The 25,858-nt window shown below is 66.4% G+C and carries 28 protein-coding genes and 1 tRNA gene; 22 read left to right on the top strand and 7 right to left on the bottom strand.

Going from position 1 to position 25,858, the window contains the following annotated elements; translation table 11 throughout:
- Positions 1-103: 103 nt before the first annotated feature.
- On the bottom strand, positions 104-1,030 hold the full coding sequence (locus K369_RS20590) for an alpha/beta fold hydrolase (protein ID WP_084570760.1): 927 nt from the start codon (positions 1,028-1,030) through the stop codon (positions 104-106).
- 402 nt (positions 1,031-1,432) lie between these two features.
- Between K369_RS20590 and K369_RS20580 the strand changes: the two genes are divergently transcribed.
- Genes K369_RS20580 through K369_RS20570 form a run of 3 tightly spaced genes read left to right on the top strand, consistent with a single transcriptional unit; the run spans position 1,433 to position 4,752 of the window.
- Entirely contained in the window at positions 1,433-2,710 is a 1,278-nt protein-coding gene (locus K369_RS20580; protein ID WP_198033170.1) for a class I SAM-dependent methyltransferase, read from the top strand.
- Positions 2,711-2,740: 30 nt separating this feature from the next.
- A complete protein-coding gene (locus K369_RS20575; RefSeq protein WP_036293783.1) occupies positions 2,741-3,901 on the top strand; it encodes an acyl-CoA desaturase in 1,161 nt (386 codons plus the stop codon).
- Positions 3,898-4,752: an alpha/beta fold hydrolase gene (locus tag K369_RS20570; RefSeq protein WP_036293781.1), complete on the top strand. Its 855-nt coding sequence runs from the start codon at positions 3,898-3,900 to the stop codon at positions 4,750-4,752. The genes K369_RS20575 and K369_RS20570 overlap by 4 nt, the downstream gene beginning before the upstream one ends.
- 16 nt (positions 4,753-4,768) lie before the next feature.
- Here K369_RS20570 and K369_RS20565 read toward each other — a convergent pair whose 3' ends face one another.
- Both K369_RS20565 and K369_RS20560 read right to left on the bottom strand, forming a co-directional pair.
- Complete coding sequence (locus K369_RS20565) at positions 4,769-5,038, bottom strand: hypothetical protein (RefSeq protein WP_036296052.1); 270 nt, start codon at positions 5,036-5,038, stop codon at positions 4,769-4,771.
- A 93-nt stretch (positions 5,039-5,131) separates the two neighbouring features.
- Positions 5,132-5,208, bottom strand: a tRNA-Asp gene (locus K369_RS20560).
- A gap of 293 nt (positions 5,209-5,501) precedes the next feature.
- Here K369_RS20560 and cydP point away from each other — a divergent pair.
- The 14 genes from cydP to K369_RS20495 all read left to right on the top strand — a co-directional run bounded on the left by cydP (position 5,502) and on the right by K369_RS20495 (position 15,707).
- The gene (gene cydP / locus K369_RS26700) at positions 5,502-5,672 is read left to right on the top strand and encodes a cytochrome oxidase putative small subunit CydP (protein ID WP_156967998.1); all 171 of its coding nucleotides are present in this window, start codon (positions 5,502-5,504) and stop codon (positions 5,670-5,672) included.
- Between the two features lie 22 nt (positions 5,673-5,694).
- The gene (locus K369_RS20555; protein ID WP_051949558.1) at positions 5,695-7,257 is read left to right on the top strand and encodes a cytochrome ubiquinol oxidase subunit I; all 1,563 of its coding nucleotides are present in this window, start codon (positions 5,695-5,697) and stop codon (positions 7,255-7,257) included.
- A gap of 198 nt (positions 7,258-7,455) precedes the next feature.
- Entirely contained in the window at positions 7,456-8,595 is a 1,140-nt protein-coding gene (gene cydB, locus K369_RS20550) for a cytochrome d ubiquinol oxidase subunit II (RefSeq protein WP_036293776.1), read from the top strand.
- A 34-nt stretch (positions 8,596-8,629) separates the two neighbouring features.
- Positions 8,630-8,731 carry a cytochrome bd-I oxidase subunit CydX gene (gene cydX, locus K369_RS25740; RefSeq protein WP_024878255.1) on the top strand — a complete coding sequence of 34 codons (102 nt, stop codon included), beginning with the start codon at positions 8,630-8,632 and terminating at the stop codon, positions 8,729-8,731.
- A 195-nt stretch (positions 8,732-8,926) separates the two neighbouring features.
- Positions 8,927-9,295, top strand: a complete 369-nt coding sequence (gene rpsM, locus K369_RS20540) for a 30S ribosomal protein S13 (protein ID WP_018267193.1) — start codon at positions 8,927-8,929, stop codon at positions 9,293-9,295.
- Positions 9,296-9,418: 123 nt separating this feature from the next.
- Positions 9,419-9,808, top strand: a complete 390-nt coding sequence (rpsK, locus tag K369_RS20535; protein ID WP_018267194.1) for a 30S ribosomal protein S11 — start codon at positions 9,419-9,421, stop codon at positions 9,806-9,808.
- Between the two features lie 89 nt (positions 9,809-9,897).
- Positions 9,898-10,917, top strand: coding sequence for a DNA-directed RNA polymerase subunit alpha (locus K369_RS20530; protein WP_024878254.1), 1,020 nt, complete (start codon positions 9,898-9,900; stop codon positions 10,915-10,917).
- A gap of 174 nt (positions 10,918-11,091) precedes the next feature.
- The gene (gene rplQ, locus K369_RS20525; protein WP_036293774.1) at positions 11,092-11,508 is read left to right on the top strand and encodes a 50S ribosomal protein L17; all 417 of its coding nucleotides are present in this window, start codon (positions 11,092-11,094) and stop codon (positions 11,506-11,508) included.
- A gap of 5 nt (positions 11,509-11,513) precedes the next feature.
- Positions 11,514-11,921, top strand: a complete 408-nt coding sequence (locus K369_RS20520; protein WP_036293773.1) for a DUF4260 domain-containing protein — start codon at positions 11,514-11,516, stop codon at positions 11,919-11,921.
- On the top strand, positions 11,918-12,595 hold the full coding sequence (locus K369_RS20515; RefSeq protein WP_036293772.1) for a hypothetical protein: 678 nt from the start codon (positions 11,918-11,920) through the stop codon (positions 12,593-12,595). The genes K369_RS20520 and K369_RS20515 overlap by 4 nt, the downstream gene beginning before the upstream one ends.
- A 105-nt stretch (positions 12,596-12,700) precedes the next feature.
- Entirely contained in the window at positions 12,701-14,134 is a 1,434-nt protein-coding gene (locus K369_RS20510) for a Do family serine endopeptidase (RefSeq protein WP_036293771.1), read from the top strand.
- On the top strand, positions 14,131-14,625 hold the full coding sequence (locus K369_RS20505) for a PDZ domain-containing protein (protein ID WP_036293770.1): 495 nt from the start codon (positions 14,131-14,133) through the stop codon (positions 14,623-14,625). Before K369_RS20510 ends, K369_RS20505 begins: the two co-directional genes overlap by 4 nt.
- Before the next feature lie 407 nt (positions 14,626-15,032).
- Positions 15,033-15,329, top strand: a complete 297-nt coding sequence (locus K369_RS20500) for a hypothetical protein (protein ID WP_036293769.1) — start codon at positions 15,033-15,035, stop codon at positions 15,327-15,329.
- A 114-nt stretch (positions 15,330-15,443) separates the two neighbouring features.
- Positions 15,444-15,707, top strand: a complete 264-nt coding sequence (locus tag K369_RS20495) for a hypothetical protein (protein WP_036293768.1) — start codon at positions 15,444-15,446, stop codon at positions 15,705-15,707.
- Between the two features lie 4 nt (positions 15,708-15,711).
- Here K369_RS20495 and K369_RS20490 read toward each other — a convergent pair whose 3' ends face one another.
- Positions 15,712-16,398 (bottom strand): response regulator, encoded by a 687-nt coding sequence (locus K369_RS20490; RefSeq protein ID WP_036296049.1) that lies wholly within the window; start codon positions 16,396-16,398, stop codon positions 15,712-15,714.
- A gap of 280 nt (positions 16,399-16,678) precedes the next feature.
- On the opposite strand from K369_RS20490, the gene K369_RS20485 reads away from it, so the two are divergent.
- From K369_RS20485 to K369_RS20475, 3 genes are read left to right on the top strand one after another with little or no spacing between them, the layout of a single operon-like run.
- Positions 16,679-17,323: a thiamine phosphate synthase gene (locus K369_RS20485; RefSeq protein ID WP_036293766.1), complete on the top strand. Its 645-nt coding sequence runs from the start codon at positions 16,679-16,681 to the stop codon at positions 17,321-17,323.
- Positions 17,320-18,222 carry a tetratricopeptide repeat protein gene (locus tag K369_RS20480; RefSeq protein WP_036293764.1) on the top strand — a complete coding sequence of 301 codons (903 nt, stop codon included), beginning with the start codon at positions 17,320-17,322 and terminating at the stop codon, positions 18,220-18,222. The genes K369_RS20485 and K369_RS20480 overlap by 4 nt, the downstream gene beginning before the upstream one ends.
- Positions 18,223-18,228: 6 nt before the next feature.
- A complete protein-coding gene (locus K369_RS20475) occupies positions 18,229-19,098 on the top strand; it encodes an alpha/beta hydrolase (protein WP_036293762.1) in 870 nt (289 codons plus the stop codon).
- Positions 19,099-19,279: 181 nt separating this feature from the next.
- Here the strand turns inward: K369_RS20475 and K369_RS20470 are convergent, their stop codons facing one another.
- Positions 19,280-20,395: a M48 family metallopeptidase gene (locus K369_RS20470; protein WP_036293759.1), complete on the bottom strand. Its 1,116-nt coding sequence runs from the start codon at positions 20,393-20,395 to the stop codon at positions 19,280-19,282.
- Between the two features lie 174 nt (positions 20,396-20,569).
- Between K369_RS20470 and mutS the strand changes: the two genes are divergently transcribed.
- A complete protein-coding gene (gene mutS / locus K369_RS20465) occupies positions 20,570-23,242 on the top strand; it encodes a DNA mismatch repair protein MutS (protein WP_036293757.1) in 2,673 nt (890 codons plus the stop codon).
- A gap of 9 nt (positions 23,243-23,251) precedes the next feature.
- Here the strand turns inward: mutS and K369_RS20460 are convergent, their stop codons facing one another.
- Together K369_RS20460 and K369_RS20455 are read right to left on the bottom strand one after the other, a co-directional pair.
- Positions 23,252-23,545, bottom strand: coding sequence for a hypothetical protein (locus tag K369_RS20460; RefSeq protein WP_036293755.1), 294 nt, complete (start codon positions 23,543-23,545; stop codon positions 23,252-23,254).
- Positions 23,546-23,665: 120 nt separating this feature from the next.
- Positions 23,666-23,926: a TonB-dependent receptor plug domain-containing protein gene (locus K369_RS20455; protein WP_036293753.1), complete on the bottom strand. Its 261-nt coding sequence runs from the start codon at positions 23,924-23,926 to the stop codon at positions 23,666-23,668.
- 138 nt (positions 23,927-24,064) lie between these two features.
- Between K369_RS20455 and K369_RS20450 the strand changes: the two genes are divergently transcribed.
- Entirely contained in the window at positions 24,065-25,837 is a 1,773-nt protein-coding gene (locus K369_RS20450; protein WP_036293751.1) for an acyl-CoA dehydrogenase, read from the top strand.
- Positions 25,838-25,858 lie beyond the last annotated feature (21 nt).

Genomic DNA, 25,858 nt, shown 5'->3' with positions numbered 1-25,858 from the left:
TGCGGCCGTCCTGGCCGGGCTTGTCCCGGCCAGGACGCCGCGGGGGCGAGGAGAATGTGTGCATTCGATAGCCGCTCGCGGGGAGAGGGGCAAAGAAACCGTACTACGCCGCGTCCAGCGCGGCGCGCAGCATGGGCAGATAGCGCTGCGGATTTTCCAGCATGGGAAAATGCCCGCAATTCTCGAAGAGGACGAATTCGGCCTCCGGCAGAAACGCCTTCAGCGAATCGCCGATCGTCGCCACGAGATTATGGGTGGGATCGCTGTCGCCCCAGACGATCGTCACCTTGCGCGGGCTGGCGACATAGGGCTTTTCCGGCGTCGCCATCAAAGCCTGATAGGCGTTGCAGAGGCAAAAGCAGCCGCCGCGATCGAGACCCGCGATCGCCTCTTCCGCGAGCTTCGGCGCGATGGCGGAGGTCGCCGGCGGCATGGCGACCTTATACCAATGTCGCGCCACCACATGATCGAGCGCGCGCATGAAGATCTGCCCGACATAGGGCCGCCGAATGAGATTCATGCGATCGGTTCCCGCCGCCCATTTCTGCGCCTGCGAGATCGAGACCGTCTGCTGCAGCATGAGATGACGCACGCGTTCGGGCCGCGCCGCCGAGAAGGCGACGCCCGCGAAGCCGCCGAGACAGGCCATGTCCAGCACGGCGTCCTTTATCTCCAGCTGCGCGAAGAATTCGTCGAAGACCTCGCAATAGCTCGGCACATCGAAGCGAAATCCCGATTTCACGAAGGATTGGCCAAAGCCCGGCGTTTCCACACAGATGACGCGCGCATGGTTCGACATTTCGTCGATGATCGGCAGATATTGCTCGATGACGTTTGGCGGATCTGGCACGATCACCAAAGTCTTGTCGCCCGCGCCGTTCTTCTGCGGCGTGATCAGCGTCCGCAAGCTCGCCCCGCGCGTCTCGATGAATTGGCCCTTCGCGCCATTCAGCGTCGGCCCCGCCTCGCTGCGAGCGGCGCGCGCGCGCCGATCCGCCCACAACCAGCGCGACATTTCGATTGCGTCCATTTTTCTCGTCTCCGCCGAATATTCATTTGGCGCGGCGCGGATCGCGCTCGCCCATCGATCCTATAGAGCGGACGCGCGCTCGCGCCCTGTGTGACAGCACACACAAATTCCTCGCCGACCCTTTTAACACCTCGGATCAGGCTCGGGCCGCTCGTCATCCCACAAGATGCGACGAGAGGGGACGAGCGCAAGCTGAGCAGCTTGTCATCATGCAGAAATAATGTGACAACTTTCGTCACAATGTCGCCATGCGACGCCACCGCGCAGCACGGCCATCCGCATGAATAACGAGAGGCGCAGCGCGAATAGCGCGGACGTGCGGAAGATTTCGCGCGTCGTTTCCAGCGCGAGCAGCGCGGAAATTCTTTGCCGAAAGCGCGCGATATGAATTGGGAGAGACACATGACAGATACGAGATATATGCCCGAACATGCCGCGCGCGCTTTCGACGCGAAGACGGCGCGCCGACAGCTTTCGCTCGCGCAGCTATTGGGAGCGCGTCAGCCGAAGGACGCTTTCTTCGAGATGCTGTCGCGCCATCTTCATCAAGGAACGCTGATCATTCGTCACAATGGCGTCGATCATCGCTTCGGCGCCGGCGATGACGCGCCGATCGTGCTGCGCGTGCTGCGCGACGATTTCTTCAGCCGCGTGCTCGCCTTCGGCAATCTCGGCATGGGCGAAGCCTTCATGGCGCAGGATTTCGAGGTCGAGGACGGCCGCCTCGTCGATTGCCTCACAATGCTGTGCCGCGCCGGCCTGCACAAGAAGCTGCGCTCCGATTGGAGCTTTCTGCTTCGCTATGCCGGCATGCTGGCGAGCAATCGCCTGCTGAGCCCGGCGACCAATGTGCGCCGTCACTACGACATAGGCGAAGACGTGTTCGACGCCTTTCTACTCGATCGTTTTCAGGTCTATTCCTGCGGCTATGCGCATTCGCAGGACGACGACGCCGATCTCCTGCAGCAGCGCAAGCTCGATCGCATTTGCCAGAAGCTCGAGATCGAGCCCGGCCAGTCGCTTCTCGATATCGGCTGCGGCAAGGGCGGCATGCTGATTCACGCTGCGCTGAATTTCGGCGCGCGCGGCGTCGGCGTCACCAATAGCGTCGCGCATCATGCGCGGGCGCAGGAAAACGCCGGCAAATATGGCGTCTCCGATCGCGTGCGCTTCATCCTCGGCGACTATCGCGAGATCGACGGCTCTTTCGATCGCATCGTCAGCGTCGGCATGCTCGAGCATGTGCGCGCCAAGGATTATCCCGCCTATTTCGGCGCCATAGAGCGCCTGCTCGCGCCGAAGGGCCGCGGCCTCGTGCATGTCATCGGCTGCAACACGGCGATCAATCGCCATGATCCTTTCATTCAAAAATACGTCTTCCCCGGCTCCGACACGCCGAAGCTCTCCGCGATGACGACAGAGCTCGAGAAGAATTGCCTCGCCATTCTCGACGTCGAGAATATGGCGCGCCATTACGCCGTGACTCTGCGTCGCTGGCTGGAGGCCTTCCGCGCCAATAGCGGAACGCTCGATCCTGTGCGCTACGACACGGTCTTCAAGCGCATGTGGGAATACTACCTCAGCTGCGGAATAGCTTCCGCCATGGCCGGGGACCAGGCGCTCTATCAGCTCCTCTTCACCAAGGATTATCACGCGCCGTACCGGCTGCAGCGCGTCTGATGCGCGATTTCATTTTTTACGGGGGTGCATATGTCTAAGGAAGCCAATCAGGATTTCGCGCGGCTGCGGGAGCAGGTCCGCCGCGCAGGATACGCCCGCAAGCTGACCGCCATCGGCATTGCCGAATGGCTGCTGTTCATCGCCCTGACGGCGGCGGGCGTTTCGCTCGTCATCGTCTCGGACATGCTCATCGTCAAGGCGATCGGCATGATCCTCGTCGCCTATGGCTGCATGGGCATGTCGACCAATGGCCACACCGCCTCGCATCATGCGATCAGCAACAAGCCGTGGGTCAATGAGTTCATCATGTATTTCGACTTTCCGTTCTTCCTCGGCGTGTCGGGCAATTATTGGCGCCATAAGCATGTCGTCGTGCATCATCCCAATCCGAACGTCATCGGCGTGGACGACGACGCCGATCTGCTGCCGGTGTTCACGCTCAATGATCGCGACGTGAAGAAGGCCAGCGGACTCGCGCGCTGGTGGTTCGAGCATCAGGGCTATTTCTTCCCCATCGTGCTGCTCGGCAATTCCTTCGGCGTCGCCTTCAAGGGCTGGCGCTTCCTGATCCGCGAGCTGCGCGACGACGAGCGTCGCAACTGGCAGAGCTGGCTCGATCTCGCCTGCATGATCGGACATTGGATCGTGTGGACGATCATTCCGATCTATCTCTTCGGCTTCGCCAATGTCGCAATGTTCTTCGTCGTGCAGATGTTCATGATGTCCTATGTCATGTTCGCGCTCTTTGCTCCGGCGCATTACCCGGAGGAGGCGATCCAGGTGACGAAGGATGCGACGCGCGACAATTATCTGATGCTGCAGACGGCGACGGCGGTGAATTTCGAGACGGGTCCGATCGGCCGGCTGCTGTGCGGCGGCGTCGATTTCCAGATCGAGCATCACCTCTTCCCCTGGATCAGCCCGCGTCACTATCCGCAGCTCGCGCCCATGCTGCGCCAGTTCTGCGAGGAGCACGGCTATCCCTATCGCTCGCAGGGCTGGGGGATCGCGACCTGGAAATCCGTCGTCACCCTCTTCAAGCCGAAGAAGATCGAGGAGGAGTTCCCCGCGGTTGAAAACCTGCCGCTCGCCGCTCACTATCAGCAGCAGAGCCGGCAGCGCCGCGAGGCGGAGGCGCCGCTCGCCAAAGCCGAAGCCGCGAGGCTTCCCGAGGAGAGCGTGACCGCATGACGAGAGCCGGCGACGGCGCAGTCGAAACGATGACCATCGCCGCGAGAGACGGAGCGTCTCTCGCGGCGACGCTGTTCTCGCCCCCGAGCGGGGACGGACCAATGGTCGTCATCGCCGGCGCCATTGCGGTGAAGCAGAAATTCTATGAGCGGCTGGCGCGCTTTCTCGCCGCGCGCGGATGCCGCGTTCTCACCTTCGATTATCGCGGCGTCGGCGCCTCCCGCCGTTTCGCCTCGCCGGGCGGCGGATTGCGCGCCTGGGGCGAGCAGGACCTCGCCGGAATCATCGACCATGCAGCGAGGCTCGCGCCGGCGGAGCCCTTGCGCGTCGTCTCGCACAGCGTCGGCGGGCAAATGGTCGGACTCGCCGACAATAACGACCGCATTCGCGCCATGCTGGCGGTCAGCACGCAGATCGGCGATTGGCGGCTGTGGCCGGCCCCGCGCAAATATGCGCTATGGCTGATGTGGCGCGCGCTGCTGCCGATCCCCGCCGCCGTGCTCGGCTATTTTCCGGCGGCTCGGCTCGGCCTCGGCGAGGATCTGCCCAAGGACGCCGCGCTGGAATGGGCGCGCTGGTGCCGCAGCGAGGCCTATTTCGTCGATGCCGCGGGCCGCCCCTTCCCCGGATGCTTCGACCGGTTCACGGGAGCGATTCGCGCGCTGACCATCGACGATGATTGGATGGCGCCGAAGCCGGCGGTGGAGGCGCTGCTGAAGCGCTACAGCCGCGCCCACATAGAGCCGCTGGCGATTCGCGCCGAGAGGCGGGGCATGGGCCATTTCGGCTTCTTCCGCGACCCCGGCCGCCCCTATTGGGACGATTGCGCGCGCTGGCTGCTGGAGAATTGAGGGGAGGGGCCGCCGCTCACTTCACGAATTTGACGGCGGCGAGGATGACGCCGCCGAGCGCGATCTGCGTGACGACGAGCCAGCGGAGGATATCGACCTTCAGATTGGCCATTTCCGTGCGCAGCTCGCCGGCCAGCTCTTTGAGGTCCGCCTTGGTGGCGACCGAATCGCGCAGCGCCGCGTCCAACGCATCGGCCTGAGCGCGCGCCTGCTTATCGTCGAAGCCGGCCTCTTTCAGCCGGTCGATATAGGCGAGACGATCGAAGGTGATCGCGGGCGAGGTCATGTGCATAGAATAGGCGCAGGCCCGGCCAGAATCAATCGACGCGCTTCGGTCCATGGCCAGGGCCACGACGCGATGAAGGCGACAGATTCGAAATGGCGAGAGAGACGGGGCTCGAACCCGCGACCTCCGGCGTGACAGGCCGGCGCTCTAACCAACTGAGCTACTCCCCCGCGAGCGCGGCGCAACGCATTGCGCTAGCGAGAGGCGCCGAATAAGGCACGCGCCGGCCAAAGTCAAGAAGTCGGCTGCGGGATTTCTCTTCGGGGGCGCCCCTCGCGGGACGGCGACAAAACCGCGCAGCGACATTTCGGGGCTTCTTACGGCAGCCCGCCCTGTGCTTTTTATGGCGAGACCGGAGCCTTCGGAGACCACGTACGGGCTTTAAGGACTTTCGCGGTCATGAAGGCGAGGCCTTTCGAGGATAGTGTCCTCGAGGCCCGGCGCTTCGGGCGGGGAGAAACGCATGTCGGCCCATTCGGCGACGCATCGGCTCGGGCGAGAGATCGCCATCGCCCTCGCTCTCAAGACCGCGGCCCTGGCCCTGCTCTATTTCCTCTGCTTTCCCGCCTCGCAGCGGCCGCATGTCTCGCCGGCGGCTGTGGCGGAAAAGCTCTTCGCTCGCGACCGCGGCTGACAATCCTTTCACGGAGCGCATGATGTTCGAGCTCGACGTGGTGACGCTTTCAAGACTGCAATTCGCGCTGACCGCCCTCTACCATTTCCTCTTCGTGCCGCTGACGCTCGGCCTTTCGATTCTCCTCGCCATAATGGAGAGCGTCTTCGTGATGACCGGCCGCACCATATGGCGCGACGCGGTCAAATTCTGGGGCACGCTGTTCGGAATCAATTTCGCGATGGGCGTCGCCACCGGCATCACCATGGAGTTCCAGTTCGGAACCAACTGGTCCTACTACTCGCATTATGTGGGCGATATTTTCGGCGCGCCGCTGGCGATCGAAGGGCTGATGGCCTTCTTCCTCGAGGCGTCCTTCGTCGGCCTCTTCTTCTTCGGCTGGAACCGGCTGAGCCCGGTGGCGCATCTCGCCGTCACCTGGCTCGTCGCTCTCGGCGCGAATTTCTCGGCGCTGTGGATTCTCATCGCCAATAGCTGGATGCTCAATCCGGTCGGGGCGGCGTTCAATCCGCAGACCTTGCGCATGGAGCTCACCTCCTTCTCGGAAGTGTTCTTCAACCCGGTCGCGCAATCGAAATTCGTGCACACCGTCAGCGCCGGCTATGTGACCGGCGCGATGTTCGTGCTCTCCATCTCGGCCTATTATCTGCTCTACAAGCGCGAGCATCGCGAGATCGCGCGGCGCTCCGCCAATGTGGCGGCGAGCTTCGGCCTCGCCTCGGCGCTCTCTGTCGTCGTGCTCGGCGACGAGAGCGGCTATACGGCGAGCTTCAACCAGAAAATGAAGATCGCCGCGATCGAGGCCATGTGGGAGACGGAGCCGGCGCCGGCCTCCTTCACCCTCTTCGGCATTCCCGATGTGAATCAGCAGACGACGCATTTGAAGATCGAGGTTCCCTATCTCCTCGGCCTCATCGCGACGCGCTCGCTGGACACGCCGGTCGAGGGCATAAAATCTCTGGTCGAGAAATCGGAGACGCGCATTCGCGCCGGAATGCCCGCCTATGAATGGCTGGCCGCGCGTCCCGACGGACCGAACGCCGCCATCCCCGCCGAACTGCTGCCCGCCTTCGAGGACCTCGGCCATTCGCTGCTGCTGAAGCGGTTCCGGCCCGATATCGAGAACGCCACCAATGAGCAGGTCCATGAGGCGGCGCTCACCACCATCCCCAATGTGCCAGTGCTGTTCTGGGCCTTCCGCATCATGGTGGCGCTGGGCTTTTATTTCATCTTCCTGTTCGCGGCGGCCTTCCTCGTGGCGAGCCGCCGGCGCTTGCGTGACAATCCCTGGCTCTTGAAGCTCGCCTTCTACAGCCTTCCGCTGCCATGGATCGCGGCCGAGCTCGGCTGGATCGTCGCCGAATATGGCCGCCAGCCCTGGATCATCGACAGCGTGCTGCCGACCTTCCTCGGCGCGTCCAATGTGCCGGCCTATAATGTTCTGCTGAGCCTCGGCGGCTTCGTGCTGTTCTACAGCGCGCTGGCCATCGTCGAAGTGTGGCTGATGCTGAAATATATCCGCCTCGGCCCGACCATCGAGCCCTTCCCGCGTGAGGCGCCGGAGCGGCCGTTCCAAATCGCGTGAGGCGATCAGCCCCCTCCCCAGCCCTCCCCCGCTCCGCGGGAGAGGGAGCAGATCCAGCGCTTCATCGAAGCTTCGCGATACCTCGTCGCCTCCCTCTCCCGCGAAGCGGGGGAGGGTGAGGGAGGGGGCCTTCGCGAAAGAAGGAGCGCCGGCCACCAATCGTCTCGACAAGAAATCCTCATCGAGGAGATTCCCGACATGATCGATTACGGAATTCTGCGGCTCGTCTGGTGGGCCTTGCTCGGAACGCTGCTCATCGGATTTGCGATCGCCGACGGCTTCGATCTCGGCGTCGCCGTGCTCCATCCCTTCGTCGCCCGCAGAGACGGCGAGCGCCGGCAAACGCTCAACACCATCGGCCCGGTGTGGGAAGGCAATCAGGTCTGGCTGATTCTCGGCGGCGGCGCGATCTTCGCGGCTTTTCCTGCGCTCTACGCCGTCTCCTTCTCGGGCTTCTATCTGGCGATGTTCCTCGTCCTGCTCGGCCTCATTCTGCGGCCGGCGGCGATCGTCTATCGCAGCAAGGTGGAGACGCCCGGCTGGCGGCGCGCCTGGGACTGGATTTTCTTCGCCTCCGGCTTCGCGCCGGCGCTTCTCTTCGGCGTCGCCTTCGGCAATGTGCTGCTCGGCGCGCCCTTCCGCTTCGACGACGAGTTGAACATAATCTATGAGGGCGATCTTTTCGGCCTGCTGACGCCCTTCGCTCTGCTCGCGGGCCTCGTCAGCCTCGCCATGATAACGCTGCAGGGCGCCGCCTGGCTCGCCGCCAAGACGCAAGGCCCGGTGGCCTTTCGCGCCAAGCTGGCCGGCTGGCTCGCGGCGATCGTGCTGCTCGCCGCCTTCACCTACGCCGGCTATTGGGGCGCGCAGAATATCGACGGCTATGTGCTGACGAGCGCCGTCGATCCCTCCGGCCCCTCCAATCCTCTGGCCAAGACCGTCGTGCGCGAGGCCGGCGCCTGGCGAGCCGCCTATGAGGCGCGCCCCTGGACGCTGGCCGCGCCCGCCCTGGCCTATTTCGGCGTCGTCGTCGCCGTGCTGGCGCTCGCCCTTTCGGCGCCGATCGTGGCCTTCATCGGCTCGAGCCTCGCCACCGCCGGCGTCATCGCCACGGCGGGCCTCACCCTCTTTCCCTTTCTGCTGCCCTCATCGCTCGATCCCAATCACAGCCTGACCCTGTGGGACGCCTCCTCGAGCCGCCACACATTGACGCTGATGCTGGGGGCGGTCGTCGTCTTCCTGCCGATCGTGCTCGCCTACACGGCCTGGATCTATCATGCGCTGCGCGGGCAAGTGACCGAGGCCACCGTGGGGGACAAGGACAATTATCCCTACTGACCGCAATTTCCCCTATCGCGCAAAGGAGAGCGCCATGTGGTATTTTTCTTGGATTCTCGGGCTCGGCCTCGCCTGCGCCTTCGGCGTCATCAACGCCATGTGGCTGGAGCTCGAGGAATATAGTGAGGAAAAGTGACGGACCAGCGGGCCGAGCGCCTTGACGGGTCGACGGCTTTCGCCTAGGAACCCCACCTTCACCACTTCGGCCTCGCGCTCCGTTCCTCAGCGGGAACGGAGCCGTCGTCGTATAAAAAGCCCGCAGGGGCCGGCCTCCACCGGACGCGGGTCTAATCGGCGAACAAAGTTCGCCCTCACATGGAGAGACGAGAAAATGGCCCGTATAGCCGGCGTCAACATTCCGACCAACAAGCGCGTCGTCATCGCTCTGCAGTATATCCATGGAATCGGGCCGAAAAAGGCGCAGGAGATCATCGAGAAGGTGAACATCCCCGCCGAGCGTCGCGTCGCTCAGCTGACCGACGCCGAGGTGCTGCAGATCCGCGAGACGATCGACCGCGACTATCTGGTCGAAGGCGACCTTCGCCGCGAGGTGGCGATCAACATCAAGCGCCTGATGGACCTCGGCTGCTATCGCGGCCTGCGCCATCGTCGCCAGCTGCCGGTGCGCGGCCAGCGCACCCACACCAACGCCCGCACCCGCAAGGGCAAGGCGAAGCCGATCGCCGGCAAGAAGAAGTAACCAGCTTACGTGTCGCGGGCTCTCCCGCGACGATCACCTGGGCGCGGAGCGACGAGCGCTTCCGCCCGCATCGAGCCCTAGCGCCCGGCATTACGGGCGCGTTCGAAGGACGAGAAAGAGACTATGGCAAAAGAGACCACCCGCGTTCGCCGCAGGGAGCGCAAGAACATCGTTTCCGGCGTCGCGCATGTGAATTCGACGTTCAACAACACGATGATCACCATCACCGACGCGCAGGGCAACACCGTGTCCTGGTCGTCCGCCGGCACGATGGGCTTCAAGGGCTCGCGCAAATCGACGCCCTACGCCGCGCAGATGGCCGCCGAGGACGCGGCCCGCAAGGCTGGCGAGCATGGCGTCCGCACCCTCGAGGTCGAGGTTTCCGGGCCGGGCTCCGGTCGTGAATCGGCGCTGCGCGCGCTGCAGGCCGCGGGCTTCACCGTGACCTCCATCCGCGACGTGACGCCCATTCCGCACAATGGCTGCCGCCCGCGCAAGCGCCGCCGCGTCTGACGAGACCTGTTTCATCGAGACGAATTGCGACGGGGTCTCGCGCCGCAGGCGCGCGGGACCCGGCCGAGAGCTGAAGGAAAGGCGCCACAGTGAGCATCCAGAAGAACTGGCAGGAACTCATCAAGCCCAGCAAGCTCGAGGTGACGGCGGGCTATGATCCGCGCCGCATCGCGGTGGCCGTCGCTTCGCCGCTCGAGCGCGGCTTCGGCTTGACATTGGGCAATGCGCTGCGTCGCATTCTGCTCTCCTCCCTGCAGGGCGCGGCGATCACCTCCATCCACATCGATGGCGTGCTGCACGAATTCTCGTCGATCCCGGGCGTGCGTGAGGACGTCACCGACATTGTCCTCAACATCAAGGACATCGCCATCAAATACAGCGGCGAGGGCGTGAAGCGCCTGACGCTGAAGAAGCAGGGTCCGGGGCCGGTCACGGCCGGCGACATCCAGGCCACCGGCGATCTGCAGATCCTCAATCCCGATCTCGTCATCTGCACGCTGGACGAGGGCGCCGAGTTCCGCGTCGAATTCACCATCGCGACCGGCAAGGGCTATGTCCCGGCCGACCGCAATCGCGCCGAGGACGCGCCGATCGGCCTCATCCCGATCGACAGCCTCTATTCGCCGGTCAAGAAGGTGAGCTATCGCGTCGAGAACACGCGCGAGGGCCAGGAACTCGACAAGGACAAGCTGACGCTGACGATCGAGACCAATGGCGCCATCTCGCCGGAGGATTCGCTCGCCTATGCGGCGCGCATTCTGCAGGATCAGCTCTCGGTCTTCGTGAACTTCGAGGAGCCGCGCCGCGAGGAGGCCGCTCCGTCCATCCCGCAGCTCGCCTTCAACCCGGCGCTGCTGAAGAAGGTGGACGAGCTGGAGCTCTCGGTGCGCTCGGCCAACTGCCTGAAGAACGACAATATCGTCTATATCGGCGACCTCATCCAGAAGTCGGAGGCGGAAATGCTCCGCACCCCGAACTTCGGCCGCAAGTCCTTGAACGAGATCAAGGAAGTGCTGGCGCAGATGGGCCTGCACCTCGGCATGGAAGTGCCCGGCTGGCCGCCGGAGAACATCGACGATCTCGCCAAGAGATTCGAAGAGCATTATTGATCCGCCCTCTCCCTTCTCCCGCGTGCGGGAGAAGGCGCCGCGCGAATGCGCGACGGATGAGGGTCCTCACCCGACCCCGCTTCGCGGGGCCACCCTCTCCCGCAAAGCGGGAGAGGGAATAATGGAACGGCCGTTCCTTGGCACGGCGGCCGCTAAAATAACGGAGACGCCACAATGTATCATCGTAACAAGAAGCGCCGCTTCGGCCGCACCCACGAGCATCGTCAGGCGATGTTCGTCAATCTCGCCCAGGCGCTCATCAAGCATGAGCAGATCGTCACGACTCTGCCCAAGGCCAAGGATCTTCGCCCCATCGTCGAGAAGCTGGTGACGCTCGGCAAGCGCGGCGACCTCCACGCCCGCCGTCAGGCTATCTCCCGCCTGCGCGACGTCGATCTGGTCAGAAAACTCTTCGACGTGCTCGGCCCGCGCTACAAGGAGCGCAATGGCGGCTACACGCGCGTGCTGAAGGCGGGCTTCCGCTATGGCGACAACGCCCCGCTCGCCGTGATCGAGTTCGTCGACCGCGACGTGGACGCCAAGGGCCAGGATTCCGGCCCCGTCCAGACGGCGACGGAAGAGGCGGCGTAACGCCGATGCTCTCCGGCCCCGCGAGCGGAAGCGTTCTCGGCTGGCCGAAAATTCTGTTGAGATTAGAAGGGGCGGCGCTGATGGCGGCCGCCCTTTTCGCTTATTTCGGCCTCGGGGCCGATTGGCGCCTGCTGGCTTGGCTGTTCCTCTTCCCCGATCTGTCGATGGCTTTCTATCTCGCCGGCCCCCGCATCGGCGCCATCGCCTATAATACCGCGCACACGACCATCATCCCCTTCGCCGTGCTCGGCGCCGGCGTCTCTCTCGGCCAGGGATTGATGATCTCGATCGCGCTGATTCACCTCGCGCATATCGGCTTCGACCGAATGCTCGGCTTCGGCCTGAAATATGGAACCGCCTTCGGCGACACCCATCTCGACCGCGTCGGCCGCCCGCCGGACCCGGAAGCTTGATTCTCGAACCCTGGGAAGAGCTCTCCCGCGCCCGCACCGCCGCGGGCGACGAGCTGCTGCTGCGCCAACGCGGCGGCGTCTATGAAATTCGCTGCAACGGCTATGACCTCATGTCCAACCGCGCCCATCGCTCGGAGGAGGCTCTGGCCCGGCTCGCCCTCGCCGAGATCAGCGCCGCCGCGCCGCGCATTCTGGTCGGCGGACTCGGCATGGGCTTCACCCTGCGCGCCGCGCTCGACGCCGCCCCGCAAGACGCGCGGATCATCGTCGCCGAGCTGCTCCCCGAGATCATCGCCTGGAATCGCGGCCTCCTCGCGCCGCTGGCCGGCCGCCCGCTCGAGGACGCCCGCGTGGAAGCGCGGGAGGGCGACGTCGCCGCGCTGATGGAGGCGGAAGCCGGCGCCTATGACGCCATCCTCCTCGACATAGACAATGGCCCGGAGGCGGTGCTCTGCGACATTAATTCCGCGCTCTTCTCCGCGCGCGGCCTGCGCAAGATGCGCCGCGCCCTCGCCCCTGCGGGCGTGCTCGCCGTCTGGTCCGCCGATCCCTCGCCCGGCTTCGAGCAGCGCCTCGAGGAGACGCGCTTCTCCTTCCGCGCCGAGGAGATCGCCGCGCGCGGCGCCGAGGGCGATCCCCGCCACACGATTTATCTCGCGCGCGCCATCAACTGAGCCCCGCCCCTACGCGCTCATGCGAATTCCACGAGTCTGACGCTTTTCGGGCTAATATGCGGGACCGAATCTCGCTCCACGAATCGCACCCCGAGAGGACGATCGATGATTTTTCTTCGGCGCCAATTCATTGCGGCTCTCGCTCTGCTCACGCTCGCCGCGCCGGCGGCGCTGGCGGAGACGCTGCTCGCGCCCCAGCAGGAGCGCGCCCTGCCGCAGTCGCGCGCCGATGTGATCTTGTCCTTCGCGCCCATCGTGAAACGGGCGACGCCTGCCGTCGTCAATGTCTTCGCGACGCGCATCGAGCAGCGGCCGGCCAATCCCTTCTTCGACGATCCGATTTTCCGCCGCTTCTTCGGCGAGGGCGGCGGCGGGGGCGGCCAGCGCGGGCCGACGGCGCAATCGCTCGGATCCGGTGTCATCGTCGACGCCTCCGGCCTCGTCGTCACCAATAATCACGTCATCGAGGGCATGACCGATGTGAAGGTCTCGCTCTCCGACAAGCGCGAGATAGCGGCGAAAATCCTGCTGCGCGATCCGCGCACCGATCTCGCCGTGCTGAAGCTGACCGAGGCCGCTACCTATCCCACCATGGAGCTCGGCGATTCGGACGCGCTCGAGGTCGGCGATCTCGTGCTCGCCATCGGCAATCCTTTCGGCGTCGGGCAGACGGTGACGCAGGGCATCGTCTCGGCGCTGGCGCGCACGCAGGTCGGCATTTCCGATTACGGCTTCTTCATCCAGACCGACGCCTCCATCAATCCCGGCAATTCCGGCGGCCCGCTCGTCGACATGGCCGGACGCGTCATCGGCATAAATTCGGCGATCTTCTCCAAATCGGGCGGCTCCGTCGGCATCGGCTTCGCGATTCCCGTCAATATGGTCAAGATCGTCGTGGCGGCGGCCAAGGGCGGCGGCAAGCAGGTGAAACGCCCGTGGCTCGGCGCGACGCTGCAAAATCTCTCCAAGGAGATTTCCGACAGCCTCGGCCTCGAGCGCCCCGCCGGCGCGCTGGTCGCCGATCTCTACCCCAAAGGCCCGGCGCTCGACGCTGGGCTGAAGCGCGGCGACGTCATCGTCGCCGTGGACGGCCAATCGGCCGACGATCCAGAGGCGCTCGGCTATCGCCTCGCCACCAAGCCGCTCGGCGGACAGGCGACGCTGGGCGTGCTGCGCGGCGGCAAGACCATCGCCGTGCCTCTGAAGCTCTCAGCCGCGCCCGAAGTCCCGGCGCGCGATGCGGTGAAGGTGAAAGGCCCCTCGCCCTTCGCCGGCGCGACGGTCGTCAATATCTCTCCCGCCGTGCTGGAGGAATTCTCCGTGCAGGGCGCAATCAATGGCGTCGTCGTCGCGGAGATCGACCCGCAATCGGTCGCCGCGCAGCTCAATCTGCAGAAGGGCGACGTGATCCTCGTCGTCAATGACGAGAAGATCGCCACCACCCGCGACCTCGAGCGGGCGACGATCAACCGCCATTATTATTGGAAGATCACGCTGGCCCGCGAGGGACAGGTGATAACGACGGTGGTGGGCGGGTGAGCGGCGCCCTCTACCGCGCAACAGCTATCGAATGCGCACATCCTCCATCGGCCGACGATCCAGAGGCGCTCGGCTATCGCCTCGCCACCAAGCCGCTCGGCGGACAGGCGACGCTGGGCGTGCTGCGCGGAGGCAAGACCATCGCCGTGCCTCTGAAGCTCTCCGCCGCGCCCGAAGTCCCGGCGCGCGATGCGGTGAAGGTGAAAGGCCCCTCGCCCTTTGCCGGCGCGACGGTCGTCAACATCTCCCCCGCCGTGCTGGAGGAATTCTCCGTGCAGGGCGCAATCAATGGCGTCGTCGTCGCGGAGATCGACCCGCAATCGGTCGCCGCGCAGCTCAATCTGCAGAAGGGCGACGTGATCCTCGTCGTCAATGACGAGAAGATCGCCACCACCCGCGACCTCGAGCGGGCGACGATCAACCGCCATTATTATTGGAAGATCACGCTGGCCCGCGAGGGACAGGTGATAACGACGGTGGTGGGCGGGTGAGCGGCGCCCTCTACCGCGCAGCAGCTATCGAATGCGCACATCCTCCGCGCCCCCGCGGCGTCCTGGCCGGGCTTGTCCCGGCCATCCACGCCAACACGCCGAGGCGTCTTTAGAAGCTTGGCGCGCCCCGAAGCCCCGGCGGCGCCCGACGTGGGATGAAATCCGTCGATAGCGGGCGCTTTCCTTCAGTTTCTCAGCTGCTTGGCGTGGATGGCCAGGACAAGCCCGGCCATGACGGCCGCAGCGTCGCGCAATGTGTGAATCCGATAGCCGGGAGATGGAGAAGCCTTCGCCGCTCCAACCTCTCATCCCATGTGCGCCTAAGCACAAACACGCGGGCGCAGCTCTCCTAAAACAGCATCGTTCGCCGGACATGACGCCGACGACGCGCTGGTGGAGAGAATACAATGACTTTCGCCGTTACCGAATTCGCTTCGCGCCCTATCCGCACCGACGCCGCCATGCGCATGGCTTTCGTGATCCTCGGCGCGACCGTCGCGCTGGCCGGCGCCAAGGCCTTTCTGGCGCAGAGCGTCGCCGCCCCCGTGCCGCCGACCGCGCCGGTCGCCTCCATCGCCGAGCCGGCGAGCTTCGCCGCCGCCGACGCCGCGCAGAGCGTCTGCCGTCCCGTCGTCGTCGAGATCGACGAAGGCTATGGCGTGCGCGGCCAGGTCACGCGCTGGGTCTGCCGCAAGGCCTACTGATCTGTGCCCTCGCGCACAAACGCCGAGGACGCCTCCCCTTACGACTCGCTTCATGCGCAGGGCGCGCGCCGCCCACGACACGAACCGAGCACGACACGAACCGAGGATGAGACAATGACCTTCGCCGTTTCCGAATTCGCCTCGCGCCCCGTCGAGACTGGCTCCGCGATCAAAATCGCTTTCGTCATTCTGGGCGCGACCATCGCCCTCGCCGGCGCCAAGGCCTTCCTCTCGCGCAGCGCCGCGCCCATCGCCGAGCCGGCCGCCTTCGCCGTCGCCGAGCATGCGCAGGACCGCTGCCGCTTCGTTCCGGTCGAGTCCGAGACCGGCCTCGCCAAGGGCCAGGCGCTCCGCATCGTCTGCCGCAAGGCGCGCTGAACGATCAGAGCTTCACGAAACGATAGCCGACCCCCGGCTCCGTCAGAAGGATCGCCGGCGCGGCGGCGTCCTCCTCGATCTTGGCGCGCAGCTGGCCGATGAAGACGCGCAAATATTGCGTGTCCTCGCCATGCGCCGGACCCCATACGGCCGTCAGAATCTGGCGATGCGTCAGCAGCCGGTCCGCGTGACGCGCGAGCGTCGCCAATAGCTCATATTCCTTGGGCGTCAGCTTCACGGCGACGCTATTCTTCGTCACCCGCCGCCGCGCGAGATCGATGCGCAGCCCGCCGCTCTCTATCTCGGCGGCATCGGCCACGGTCCTCGCGCCATGGCGGAGCGCCGCGCGCAGCCGCGCCAGCAATTCGCCGATCGAGAAGGGCTTTTCCACATAATCGTCGGCGCCGGCGTCGAGCGCGGCGATCTTCTCCGCCTCGCGGTCGCGCGCCGAGAGAATGAGGATCGGCACTTGCGAGAAGGCGCGCGCCTGCCGCAGCGCCTCCTTGCCGTCCATGTCCGGCAGGCCGAGATCGAGCAGCACGGCGTCCGGCGCGCTGGCGGCGATCGCCTTCAGCGCCTCGCGTCCGGTTGCGGCCTCCAGCGTCTCATAGCCGCTCGCCGCGAGCGCCGGCCGCAGCACGCGCAGCATTTGCGGCTCATCGTCGACGATCAATATGCGCGGGCCGCTCATGCCGTCTCGTCGCTCATGCGTTTCGCCGTTCATGCGATTCTTGCGCCCCAGTCGCATAATCCGCTTCGCGGCGCCATACAACGGCGCCGATTCGCGCCGATTTGAGTCGGCCGCCGCCCGGCTCTAGAGTGTTTTCGAGCGCGGCGATTGGTTCGCGCGGGATATGCCGCCTTCCTTCTCCCCGCATTGCGGGGAGAGGGGGAACGCGCCGAACCATTCAGCCGGAAGTCGTATCGATTCCCGTTCGCTCCGAGCCGTAATGACTCTTTAAAGAGAAGCGATGCCGCAAGATCAGTCCGAAGATTTCGCCCGCCTCTATCTAGCGACGCCCCGCCTCGCCGAGGTCGAGCCCTTTCTCCTGCGCCTTTCCGCCGCGCTGGCGGCCGCCGAGGTCGCGAGCCTGCTGCTGCGCCTCGAGACCATGCCCCCTGCGGCGGCCGAGCGCGCGATAAGCGCGGTCGCGGCCATAGCGCAGCCGGCAGGCGTCGCGCTCATCATCGAGGGCGAGCCGGATTTGGTCTCGCGCTACGGCGCCGATGGGCTGCATCTTCCCTTTGACGAAAAGCGCCTCGCCGCGGCGATCAAACGCCTCTCGCCCGATTTCATCGTCGGCGTCGGCGCTCTCGCCTCGCGCGACGAGGCCATGCGCGCCGGCGAGGCGGGCGCCGATTATCTTCTCTTCGGCGATATAGGGGAGGACGGCGCGCCGCCTTCTCTCCAATGGACCGCCGAGCGCGTCGCCTGGTGGACGGAGATTTTCAACACGCCTTGCGTGGCGCTGGCGCATAGCCTCGCCGAGGTCGGCCCGCTCTCCGCCGCAGGCGCGGAATTCGTGAGCCTGGACGCCGCAGTGTGGGACGATCCCCGCGGCGCGGCCGAGGCCATGCGCGAGGCGGCGCGGCTCCTCCGAGAGGCGGCGAAATGAGCAAGCGCCTCGCTTTCGCCCTGCTCCTGCTCGCCGCCCCGGCCCTCGCGGCCGAGCCAGCGCCCCCGGCCGCCGATCTCGCCTTCGGCGCCTATCAACGCGGGGACTATATCGCCGCCAGGGGCGAAGCGGAAAAGCGCCTCGCCGCAAATCCCAGGGACGCCGCCGCCCTCACGCTGATCGGCCGGCTCTATCTCGACGGGCAGGGCGTCGCGCGCGACCGCGCCAAGGCGATGCAATGGTTCCGCCGCGCCGCCGACGCCGGCGGCAAGGACGCCGCCTATTTCTTCGGCGCGGCGGCGCTCACCGGCCGCGACATACCCAAGGACCGCGCGCTGGCCCAAACCTATCTCGAGAAGGCGGAGAGACATGCGGCGGCGCTGGAGCTATTGGGCGAACTATGGCTCGAGAATGACGGCAAGGAGCCGGACTTCGCCAAGGCGCAGGCCTATTTCCGCCGCGCCGCCGAGCTGGACAATTCCGACGCCGCTTATGCGCTGGCGCTGCTCTACAAGAACGGCCGCGGCGTTCTCGCCGATCCGGCCGAGGCCGCCAATTGGCTGCGCAAGGCCTCCGAGGCCGGCCATACCGCGGCCATGGTGGAATTCGCGATCATGGAGTTCAACGGCGCCGGCGTCGCGCGCGACCGCGCCCATGCGGTGAAGCTGCTGCGGCAGGCGGCCGCCGCCGGCAACATCGTGGCGCAGAATCGCCTGGCGCGGCTGCTGGCCGAAGGGCTGGGCGTCGAGAAGAATCATTCCGAGGCCATGCTGTGGAACAGCCGCGCCAAGGCCGCCGGCCTCGTGGACGAGAAGCTCGACGCGCTGCTGGAGACGACCATTCCTCCGGCCGAAAAGCCCGCCGCCCCGCCGCCGGCGCCGGCGCCGGCCGCGAAATAGCCCGGCATGGCGAGCCTTTCGGCGCATCTTTCGCGCGCCTTTCTGCGCCGCTTCCTGCGCCCGCGCATCTGCGGCGAGGGCGGATCGGATGCCGCGGCTCAGGCGCTGAATCTGCGCTTTCCCTGGCCGCCCGCCGGCGCCGCCGAAGCCGACCCGGACATCCCCGGCGAATGGATCAGAGCGCGCGCGCCGAAGGCGACGCTGCTCTATCTGCATGGCGGCGCCTATATGGCCGGCGCGCCGCGCCTCTATCGCTCGACCGCGCGCTTTTTCGCTAAGGCCGGATTCGATGTCTTCACCCCCGCCTATCGGCTGGCGCCCGAGCATCGCTTCCCCGCCGCGCTCGACGATGTGAGCGCCGCCTATGAGCGCCTCGCGGCGCGCGGACCTTTGGCGCTCGCCGGCGATTCGGCCGGCGGCGGATTGGCGCTCGCCTTGATGCTGCGGCTGCGCGCGCGCGGCCTGCCGCTCCCCCGCGCGGCGGCGCTGTTCTCGCCCTGGACCGATCTTTCGACGAGCGGCGCCTCGACGCGCGACAATGAGGGAAAGGACCCGATCTTCACGCGGCGCGCGCTGCGGCTCGCCGCGCGGCAATATCTCGGCGAAGCGAGCGCGAAGGACCCGGAGGCGTCGCCGCTGCTCGGCGATCTCTCCGGCCTGCCGCCGCTCCTGCTGCATGTGGGCGAGGACGAGCTGCTGCTCGACGATTCGCGACGCCTCGCCGAACGCGCCGCGGCGGCGGGAACCTCAGTGGAGCTGACGGTATTCCCGTTGGTTCCGCATGGCTGGCAATTGGGCGCCGCCTTCATGCCGGAAGCGCGCGCGTCGCTGCGCGAGGCGGCGGCGTTTCTGGCGCGGGACGCTCCTTCGGACTGATCCGCGCGGATGAAACATCCGTCCCTCGCCCTGAGGAGCCCGCGAAGCGGGCGTCTCGAAGGGTCTAGCCACTGCGTGTCGCTGGAACGTCCTTCGAGGCTTTTTGCGTGCCGCAAAAAGCGCCTCAGGACGAGGGGGTTGTATTTGCCGAGCCGAAGCGACTCGAGCGGCTCTCCCACCGTCACCCCCACGGCCCATGCGGCGCCGGCGGATCGAGCGGGCTGCGGCCGTCCTGCGGCAGAAAGCCGGGCGCGCCAGGGATGGGCGCCGGCTGCGCCTCCCAGGGGCCGTGATCCTCGATCGGCGGCGGCGGCTCCAGCTTCGGCATGTCGCGCCCGCCGGCGTAGCGCACCAGAGCGGCGACGCGATCGTCGACGGACGGATGCGTCGAGAACAGCGCGCGCGCCTTGCGCGTCGGGCTCTCGATGAAAAACGCCCCCATGCGCGAGGGCATGGCGGGAATGATCGCGTTCGACTCGATCTTGCGCAGCGCCGAGATCATCGCATCCGGGTTTTTGGTGAGCTCCACCGAGCCGGCGTCGGCGAGAAACTCGCGCGAGCGCGAGATGGCGAAGCGGATCAGCACCGACAGCCCCCAGCTCAGCGCGATAATGGCGAGCGCGATGATGATGGCGAGGCCGGCGCCGCTCGCCCCGCCGCGGTCGCGCCCCTCCTCCGCCGTGCGCTTGGGCGAGAAGCGAAAGCCCCAATTGCGGAAGAGAAGATCGCCGACGAAGGCGAAAATTCCCGCGAAAATCGCGGCGACCACCATTAGCTGCACGTCGCGATTGCGAATATGCGTCAGCTCATGGCCGATCACCGCCTCGATCTCGGCGTCGTCCAATGTCTCCAGCAGGCCGCGGGTGACGGTGACGGCGTAATGGCCCTCTCTGACGCCGGAGGCGTAGGCGTTGAGCGCCCCATCCTCGATGATTTTCAGCGCCGGCATGGGAATGCCGCGCGAGACGCAGAGATTCTCGAGCAGATTATAGAGCCGCGGCGCGTCTTCACGCGAGACGTCGGCGGCGCCGGTGGCGGCGTCGATCAGCCTTTGGTGGAAGGCGTAGGCGATGGCGAACCAGAGCCCGGCGGCGACAAAAGCAATGGGCCAGCCATGCTCGAGATCGCGCAGCGCGCGCGCCATGATCTGCGGCAGCGTGCCGTCCTGCGACGCCTCGAAGAGAAGCGCCACGGCGAACAGCAGCGCCAGCAGCAGCACGACGAATCCCGCCAGCAGCAGCAGCGAGCGCAGCCGGTTCGCCTGAATATGGGTGTAGAGGCCGTAAGCGTGAAACATGGCGCTATTCTCGCCGCCCCGGCGAGCGCCGCCAAGTGATGAATCGCACATTCCGATCTTCGCGAGCGGAAGAGGCCGGGAGAGGCCTGGGGAGGGGGCCGACCGGCTCCCTTTGAACTCGATGCGCTTTGTGTCTTAGTGCGCCTCGAACCGAGGAAGAGCACGAAGCGTCTCATGGACGAGAAACCGCGATCCGACGACAAGGCCGCCCGGCCGACGCCGATGATGGCGCAATATATAGAAATCAAATCGGCCAATCCCGATTGCCTGCTCTTCTATCGCATGGGCGATTTCTACGAGCTGTTCTTCGAGGACGCCGAGACCGCCTCGCGCGCGCTCGGCATCATGCTGACGAAGCGCGGCAAGCATCAGGGCGCCGATATTCCGATGTGCGGCGTGCCGGTGGAGCGCGCCGACGATTATCTGCAAAAGCTCATCGCGCTCGGCCATCGCGTCGCCGTCTGCGAGCAGATGGAAGACCCCGCCGAAGCGCGCAAGCGCGGCAATAAATCCGTCGTCAGACGCGACGTCGTGCGGCTGGTCACGCCCGGCACCATCACCGAGGAGCAGCTGCTCGATCCCGCGCGTCCCAATGCTTTCGCCTCGCTCGCGCGGCTGCGCGCGGCGGACGGTCAATGGCGCTACGGCCTCGCCTGCGTCGATATCTCCACCGGCGCCTTCGATGTCGCGGAGGTCGGCGAGGCGGAGCTGGCCGGCGAATTGGCGCGGCTGGAGCCGCGCGAGATCGTCGCGGCGGAAGCGATCTGCGCCGACGCGCGGCTCACTGCGCAGCTCGCGCATCTCGACGCGCCGCTGACTGCGCTGGGACGCGATGTCGGCGGCGAGAGCGCCGCGCGTCGATTGCTCGATTTCTTCGGCGTCGCGACGCTCGAGGGTTTCGGCGCGCTGGGCGAGGCGGAGATCGCGGCGGCGGCCGCCGCCATTCTCTATGTCGAGCGTACGCAAAAGGGAAAGCGCCCCGCCCTGCGCCGGCCCTCGAGCCTGCGGCGCAGCGCCGCTTTGGAGATAGACGCGGCGACGCGCGTCAATCTCGAGCTGACGCGCACGCTGAAGGGCGAGCGCGACGGCTCGCTGCTGGCGACGATCGACATGACGGCGACGCCCGCCGGCGCGCGTCTGCTCGCCGAGCGCATCGCCGCGCCCTCCACCGAGCCGGAATTGATCGCGCGGCGGCTCGACTCCGTCTCCTTCTTCGTCACCGCGCCAGAGCTGCGCGCGCGCTTGCGCGCCATTCTCGCCCGCGCGCCGGATGTAGCGCGAGCGCTCTCGCGATTGTCGTTGCAGCGCGGCGGCCCGCGCGATCTCGGCAATATTCGCGCCGCGCTCATTGCGGCGCGCGAGATCGTCGCGCTCTTTTCCGCGCAGGAGGCGGCGCCGCTGGTCGCGCAGGAAATCGCCGAGCTTGCTGCTTGCGACAATGAATTGGAGCGCGCCATTGCGACGCGCCTCGCCGACGATCCGCCGCTCGACAAGCGCGCGGGAAATTTCATCGCGCAAGGCTTCGACGCCGAGCTGGATGAAGCGCGCGCTTTGCGCGACGAGAGCCGCCGCGTCATCGCCTCGCTGCAGCAGCGCTATGTCGAGCTGGCCGAAACGAAACAGCTCAAGATCAAGCACAACAACTTTCTCGGCTTCTTCATCGAGGTTCCGCAGGCGCAGGGCGAGAGGCTGCTGCGCGCGCCTTTCGACACTGTGTTCACCCATCGCCAGACGATGCAGGACGCCATGCGCTTCTCGACGCGCGAGCTCGCCGAGCTGGAGGCGAAGATCGCCTCCGCCGCCGATCGCGCGCAGGAGCGCGAGCTGGCGCTGTTCGAGGAATTGGCGGGCGCCGTTCTCGCGCGCGCGCAAGAGCTGCAACGTCTCGCGCAAGGCTTCGCCGCGCTCGATGTTTTCGCGGCGCTCGGCGAGCTGGCGGTGAAGCGCGATTGGACGCGCCCGCAGGTCGACAGCTCGCTCGATTTCGAGATTGTCGGCGGGCGTCATCCCGTCGTCGAAGCCTCGCTCGAGGCGCAAGGAAAAATCTTCGCCGCCAATGATTGCGATCTCGGCGACGCGCGCGCGGGCAAGATCGCCGTCGTCACCGGGCCGAACATGGCCGGCAAATCCACCTATCTGCGCCAAAACGCGCTCATCGCCATTCTCGCGCAGGCGGGCTCCTTCGTTCCCGCCAAGAACGCGCGGTTAGGGGCGGTCGATCGCTTGTTCTCGCGCGTCGGCGCGGCGGATGATCTCGCGCGCGGGCGCTCCACCTTCATGGTCGAGATGGTGGAGACGGCGGCCATATTGAATTGCGCCGGTCCGCGCTCGCTGGTCATTCTCGACGAGATCGGCCGCGGCACGGCGACATTCGACGGCCTCTCCATCGCCTGGGCGACGATCGAGCATCTGCATGAGGTCAATCGCGCGCGCGCGCTGTTCGCGACGCATTTCCACGAGCTGACGCAATTGACGAAGCGCCTTCCGCGGCTCGTCAATCTCACCATGAAGGTGAAGGATCACGCCGGCGAGGTGGTGTTTCTGCACGAGGTCGCGAAAGGCGCCGCCGATCGCTCCTATGGCGTGCATGTGGCCGAGCTGGCCGGCCTGCCGGCGAGCGTGGTGGCGCGGGCGCATGCGATTCTCGCCGAGCTCGAGGCCGCGGATCGGCGCGCGCCGGTGACGAAGCTCATCGACGATCTGCCGCTCTTCGCGCATGTCGCGACGAGCGCGCCCGCGAAGGACGAATTGCGCGAGGCGCTGGGGGCGATCGATCCCGACGCGCTGACGCCGCGCGAGGCGCTCGCCGCGCTCTACGAGCTGAAGGCGAAAGCAGGCGGCCGTTGAGCCGCCGCGTCAACCCATCGCATAGGCGGAATAGGCCGCATTGGCTTGCGAGGTCGTCGAGCCGCTGTCGAGCTTGGCGCCGCCGACCGTGAGAGCGCGCAGGCCGGCGAGCAGCGAGTCGATCTGCGCATAGGGATCATGCCCGCCGTCGGCCTCGGCGGAATCGCCGCCCGCGGGAGTCGACGCCGATTGCGCGGATTGCGCGCGCTGCGTCTCGCTCGCGGGCGCCGCCGTCGGCGGCTGATATGACGTCCCATAGGCCGAGCGGCCATAGAGCGACAGATCGGAAAGTGTGAGCGACACAACCAAGCTCCTTTGTTTCTCGCTTCGACAAAGGTTCTACGAGCGGGAGCTTAACGCCGGCGGCGAAAGACATGCGCAATTTTACGTAATTGCCGACACAGGCGCCGATGGCGCGGCGCGTCAGCGGCCCATGACCTGCACGCCCGGCGCATAGCGCAACGCGTCATAGATCGACCGCACTTGAATATCGTCCATGAATTTTCGCGATATCACGGTCACGCCGCCGGGCGTGTCCATCACGGACCGCTTCTCGCCGCCGGGGCCGACGACAAAGGGAATGTGATAACCATCTTGCACGGGCGCCTTGCGCGTCGCCTCGGCGCGAGCGCTCGTCGCGATCAGCGCCGCTACGACGCCGGCCAGAATGCGAAAATGAGGCATGACGATTTCTCCACGCCGCCAGTCGCCTTTCTATCACGGAGGCGGCGCCGCCGCGAGCGCGGCTTCCCCGGCGCGAATGGTGGATTAGCCCTGCGGCGGCGCTAGAATGAGAAAGCGATTCTCTCCTGGAGCCCGTCCATGTCCTACCGCGCGCCTCTCGACGAACTGCTCTTCGCCATGCGGCGGGCGGCGGGCGAGACGGCCTTCGGTCCGAGCGGGCTCTATGGCGAGCTGGACGCGGCGACCGCCGCCGCGACGCTGGAGGAGGCCGCCAAATTCGCTGAGACGGCGCTGCTGCCGCTCGATCGCGTCGGCGACCGCGACGGGGTGAGGCTCACGGGCGGCGAGGTGGCGACCGCGCCCGGCTGGCGCGAGGCCTATGCGCTATGGGTGGAGGGCGGCTGGAACGCGCTTTCCGCGCCGCCCGGCCATGGCGGCATGGGCCTGCCGCTGCTGCTCGGCGCCGCCTGCACGGAGATTTGGAACGCCGCCAACATCTCCTTCGCGCTCTGCCCGCTGCTCGGCCAGGGCGCGATAGAGGCGATGGAGATCCATGCGAGCGAGGCGCTGAAATCCGCCTATCTGCCGAAGATGATCTCCGGCGAATGGACGGCGACGATGAATCTCACGGAGCCGCAGGCGGGCTCCGATCTCGCCCATTTGCGCACGCGCGCCGAGCGCGCCGAGGACGGCTCCTACCGCCTGTTCGGCCAGAAGATTTTCATCACCTATGGCGAGCACGACCTTTCCGAGAATATCGTTCATCTCGTGCTGGCGCGCCTGCCCGACGCGCCCGCCGGCACGCGCGGGATTTCCTTGTTTCTGGCGCCCAAATTCCTGCCCGGGCCGGACGGGCGCCCCGGCGCGCGCAACGACCTGCGCTGCGTCGGGATAGAGCACAAGCTCGGCATCCACGGCTCGCCGACCTGCACAATGTCCTATGGCGACAATGGCGGCGCGGTCGCCTTTCTCGTCGGTCGCGAGAATGAGGGCCTCGCCTGCATGTTCACCATGATGAACAATGCGCGGCTCTCTGTCGGGCTGCAGGGCGTCGGCCTCGCCGAGCGGGCGACGCAGACCGCGCTGGCCTATGCGCGCGAACGCCGCCAGGGCCGCGGCGTCGCGGCCGATCCGGCGCCGATCGTCGAGCATCCCGACGTCGCGCGCATGCTGATGACGATGAAGGCGAAGACCGCCGCGGCGCGGGCGATCTGCTATCTCACCGCCGCCGCGCTGGACCGCGCCCGCCTGCTGGAGGGCGAGGAGGCGCAGACGGCGCAGGAGCGCGCCGGCCTGCTGACGCCGCTCGCCAAGGCCTATTCCACCGACATCGGCTGCGAGGTCGCTTCGCTCGGCGTTCAGGTCCATGGCGGCATGGGCTTCATCGAGGAGACCGGCGCCGCGCAATTGCTGCGCGACGCGCGCATCACGCCCATCTATGAGGGAACAAACGGCGTTCAGGCGATCGATCTCGTCACCCGCAAGCTGCGCCTCTCCAAAGGCGCGGCCGTGTGGCGGGAGATCGACGACATGCGCGGCGACATAGACGCGCTGACAGCGAGCAATGACGCAATCTTCGTCAATATCGCCCGTCGCGCCGCGGCGGCCGTCGAAGCCTTCGAGCGCGCGACCGATTTTCTCTCCGCGACCTCCGATCCGCGCGGCTTCGAGGCGCTCGCCGGCGCGACGCCCTATCTGCGGCTGTTCGCGCTGGCGCGCGGCGTCACTCTGCTCGGGGCCGGGGCGCTCGCCTCGCATCGCGCCGGCGACGCCGCAACTCGGAAGAGAATCGTCACGGCGCGATTCTTCGCCGATAATCTCGCCGTCGCGGCGGAGGGGCTGGAACGCGCCACCGTCGAGGGCGGCGACTCCCTCATCGCCGGGCAGGCGCTGCTGACGGCCGGAGATTGAGCCGGGCCGAGAGACGAGAAA

The sequence above is a fragment of the Methylosinus sp. PW1 genome, from assembly GCF_000745215.1.
Lineage (GTDB): Bacteria > Pseudomonadota > Alphaproteobacteria > Rhizobiales > Beijerinckiaceae > Methylosinus.
The sequence above is the reverse complement of the archived record's forward strand: the minus strand, read 5'-3'. Positions and strand labels throughout refer to the sequence as shown.

Coding starts and splice junctions, on each gene's coding strand:
- K369_RS20485 (WP_036293766.1), top strand. CDS start 16,679: ATGCCGCAAGATCAGTCCGAAGATTTCGCCCGCCTCTATCTAGCGACG.
- K369_RS20455 (WP_036293753.1), bottom strand. CDS start 23,926: ATGCCTCATTTTCGCATTCTGGCCGGCGTCGTAGCGGCGCTGATCGCG.
- K369_RS20470 (WP_036293759.1), bottom strand. CDS start 20,395: ATGTTTCACGCTTACGGCCTCTACACCCATATTCAGGCGAACCGGCTG.
- K369_RS20575 (WP_036293783.1), top strand. CDS start 2,741: ATGTCTAAGGAAGCCAATCAGGATTTCGCGCGGCTGCGGGAGCAGGTC.
- K369_RS20500 (WP_036293769.1), top strand. CDS start 15,033: ATGACTTTCGCCGTTACCGAATTCGCTTCGCGCCCTATCCGCACCGAC.
- rpsM (WP_018267193.1), top strand. CDS start 8,927: ATGGCCCGTATAGCCGGCGTCAACATTCCGACCAACAAGCGCGTCGTC.
- rplQ (WP_036293774.1), top strand. CDS start 11,092: ATGTATCATCGTAACAAGAAGCGCCGCTTCGGCCGCACCCACGAGCAT.
- cydX (WP_024878255.1), top strand. CDS start 8,630: ATGTGGTATTTTTCTTGGATTCTCGGGCTCGGCCTCGCCTGCGCCTTC.
- K369_RS20590 (WP_084570760.1), bottom strand. CDS start 1,030: ATGGACGCAATCGAAATGTCGCGCTGGTTGTGGGCGGATCGGCGCGCG.
- cydP (WP_156967998.1), top strand. CDS start 5,502: ATGTCGGCCCATTCGGCGACGCATCGGCTCGGGCGAGAGATCGCCATC.
- K369_RS20555 (WP_051949558.1), top strand. CDS start 5,695: ATGTTCGAGCTCGACGTGGTGACGCTTTCAAGACTGCAATTCGCGCTG.
- K369_RS20475 (WP_036293762.1), top strand. CDS start 18,229: ATGGCGAGCCTTTCGGCGCATCTTTCGCGCGCCTTTCTGCGCCGCTTC.
- K369_RS20495 (WP_036293768.1), top strand. CDS start 15,444: ATGACCTTCGCCGTTTCCGAATTCGCCTCGCGCCCCGTCGAGACTGGC.
- K369_RS20565 (WP_036296052.1), bottom strand. CDS start 5,038: ATGACCTCGCCCGCGATCACCTTCGATCGTCTCGCCTATATCGACCGG.
- K369_RS20490 (WP_036296049.1), bottom strand. CDS start 16,398: ATGAGCGGCCCGCGCATATTGATCGTCGACGATGAGCCGCAAATGCTG.
- K369_RS20510 (WP_036293771.1), top strand. CDS start 12,701: ATGATTTTTCTTCGGCGCCAATTCATTGCGGCTCTCGCTCTGCTCACG.
- K369_RS20480 (WP_036293764.1), top strand. CDS start 17,320: ATGAGCAAGCGCCTCGCTTTCGCCCTGCTCCTGCTCGCCGCCCCGGCC.
- rpsK (WP_018267194.1), top strand. CDS start 9,419: ATGGCAAAAGAGACCACCCGCGTTCGCCGCAGGGAGCGCAAGAACATC.
- mutS (WP_036293757.1), top strand. CDS start 20,570: ATGGACGAGAAACCGCGATCCGACGACAAGGCCGCCCGGCCGACGCCG.
- K369_RS20570 (WP_036293781.1), top strand. CDS start 3,898: ATGACGAGAGCCGGCGACGGCGCAGTCGAAACGATGACCATCGCCGCG.
- K369_RS20580 (WP_198033170.1), top strand. CDS start 1,433: ATGACAGATACGAGATATATGCCCGAACATGCCGCGCGCGCTTTCGAC.
- cydB (WP_036293776.1), top strand. CDS start 7,456: ATGATCGATTACGGAATTCTGCGGCTCGTCTGGTGGGCCTTGCTCGGA.
- K369_RS20520 (WP_036293773.1), top strand. CDS start 11,514: ATGCTCTCCGGCCCCGCGAGCGGAAGCGTTCTCGGCTGGCCGAAAATT.
- K369_RS20450 (WP_036293751.1), top strand. CDS start 24,065: ATGTCCTACCGCGCGCCTCTCGACGAACTGCTCTTCGCCATGCGGCGG.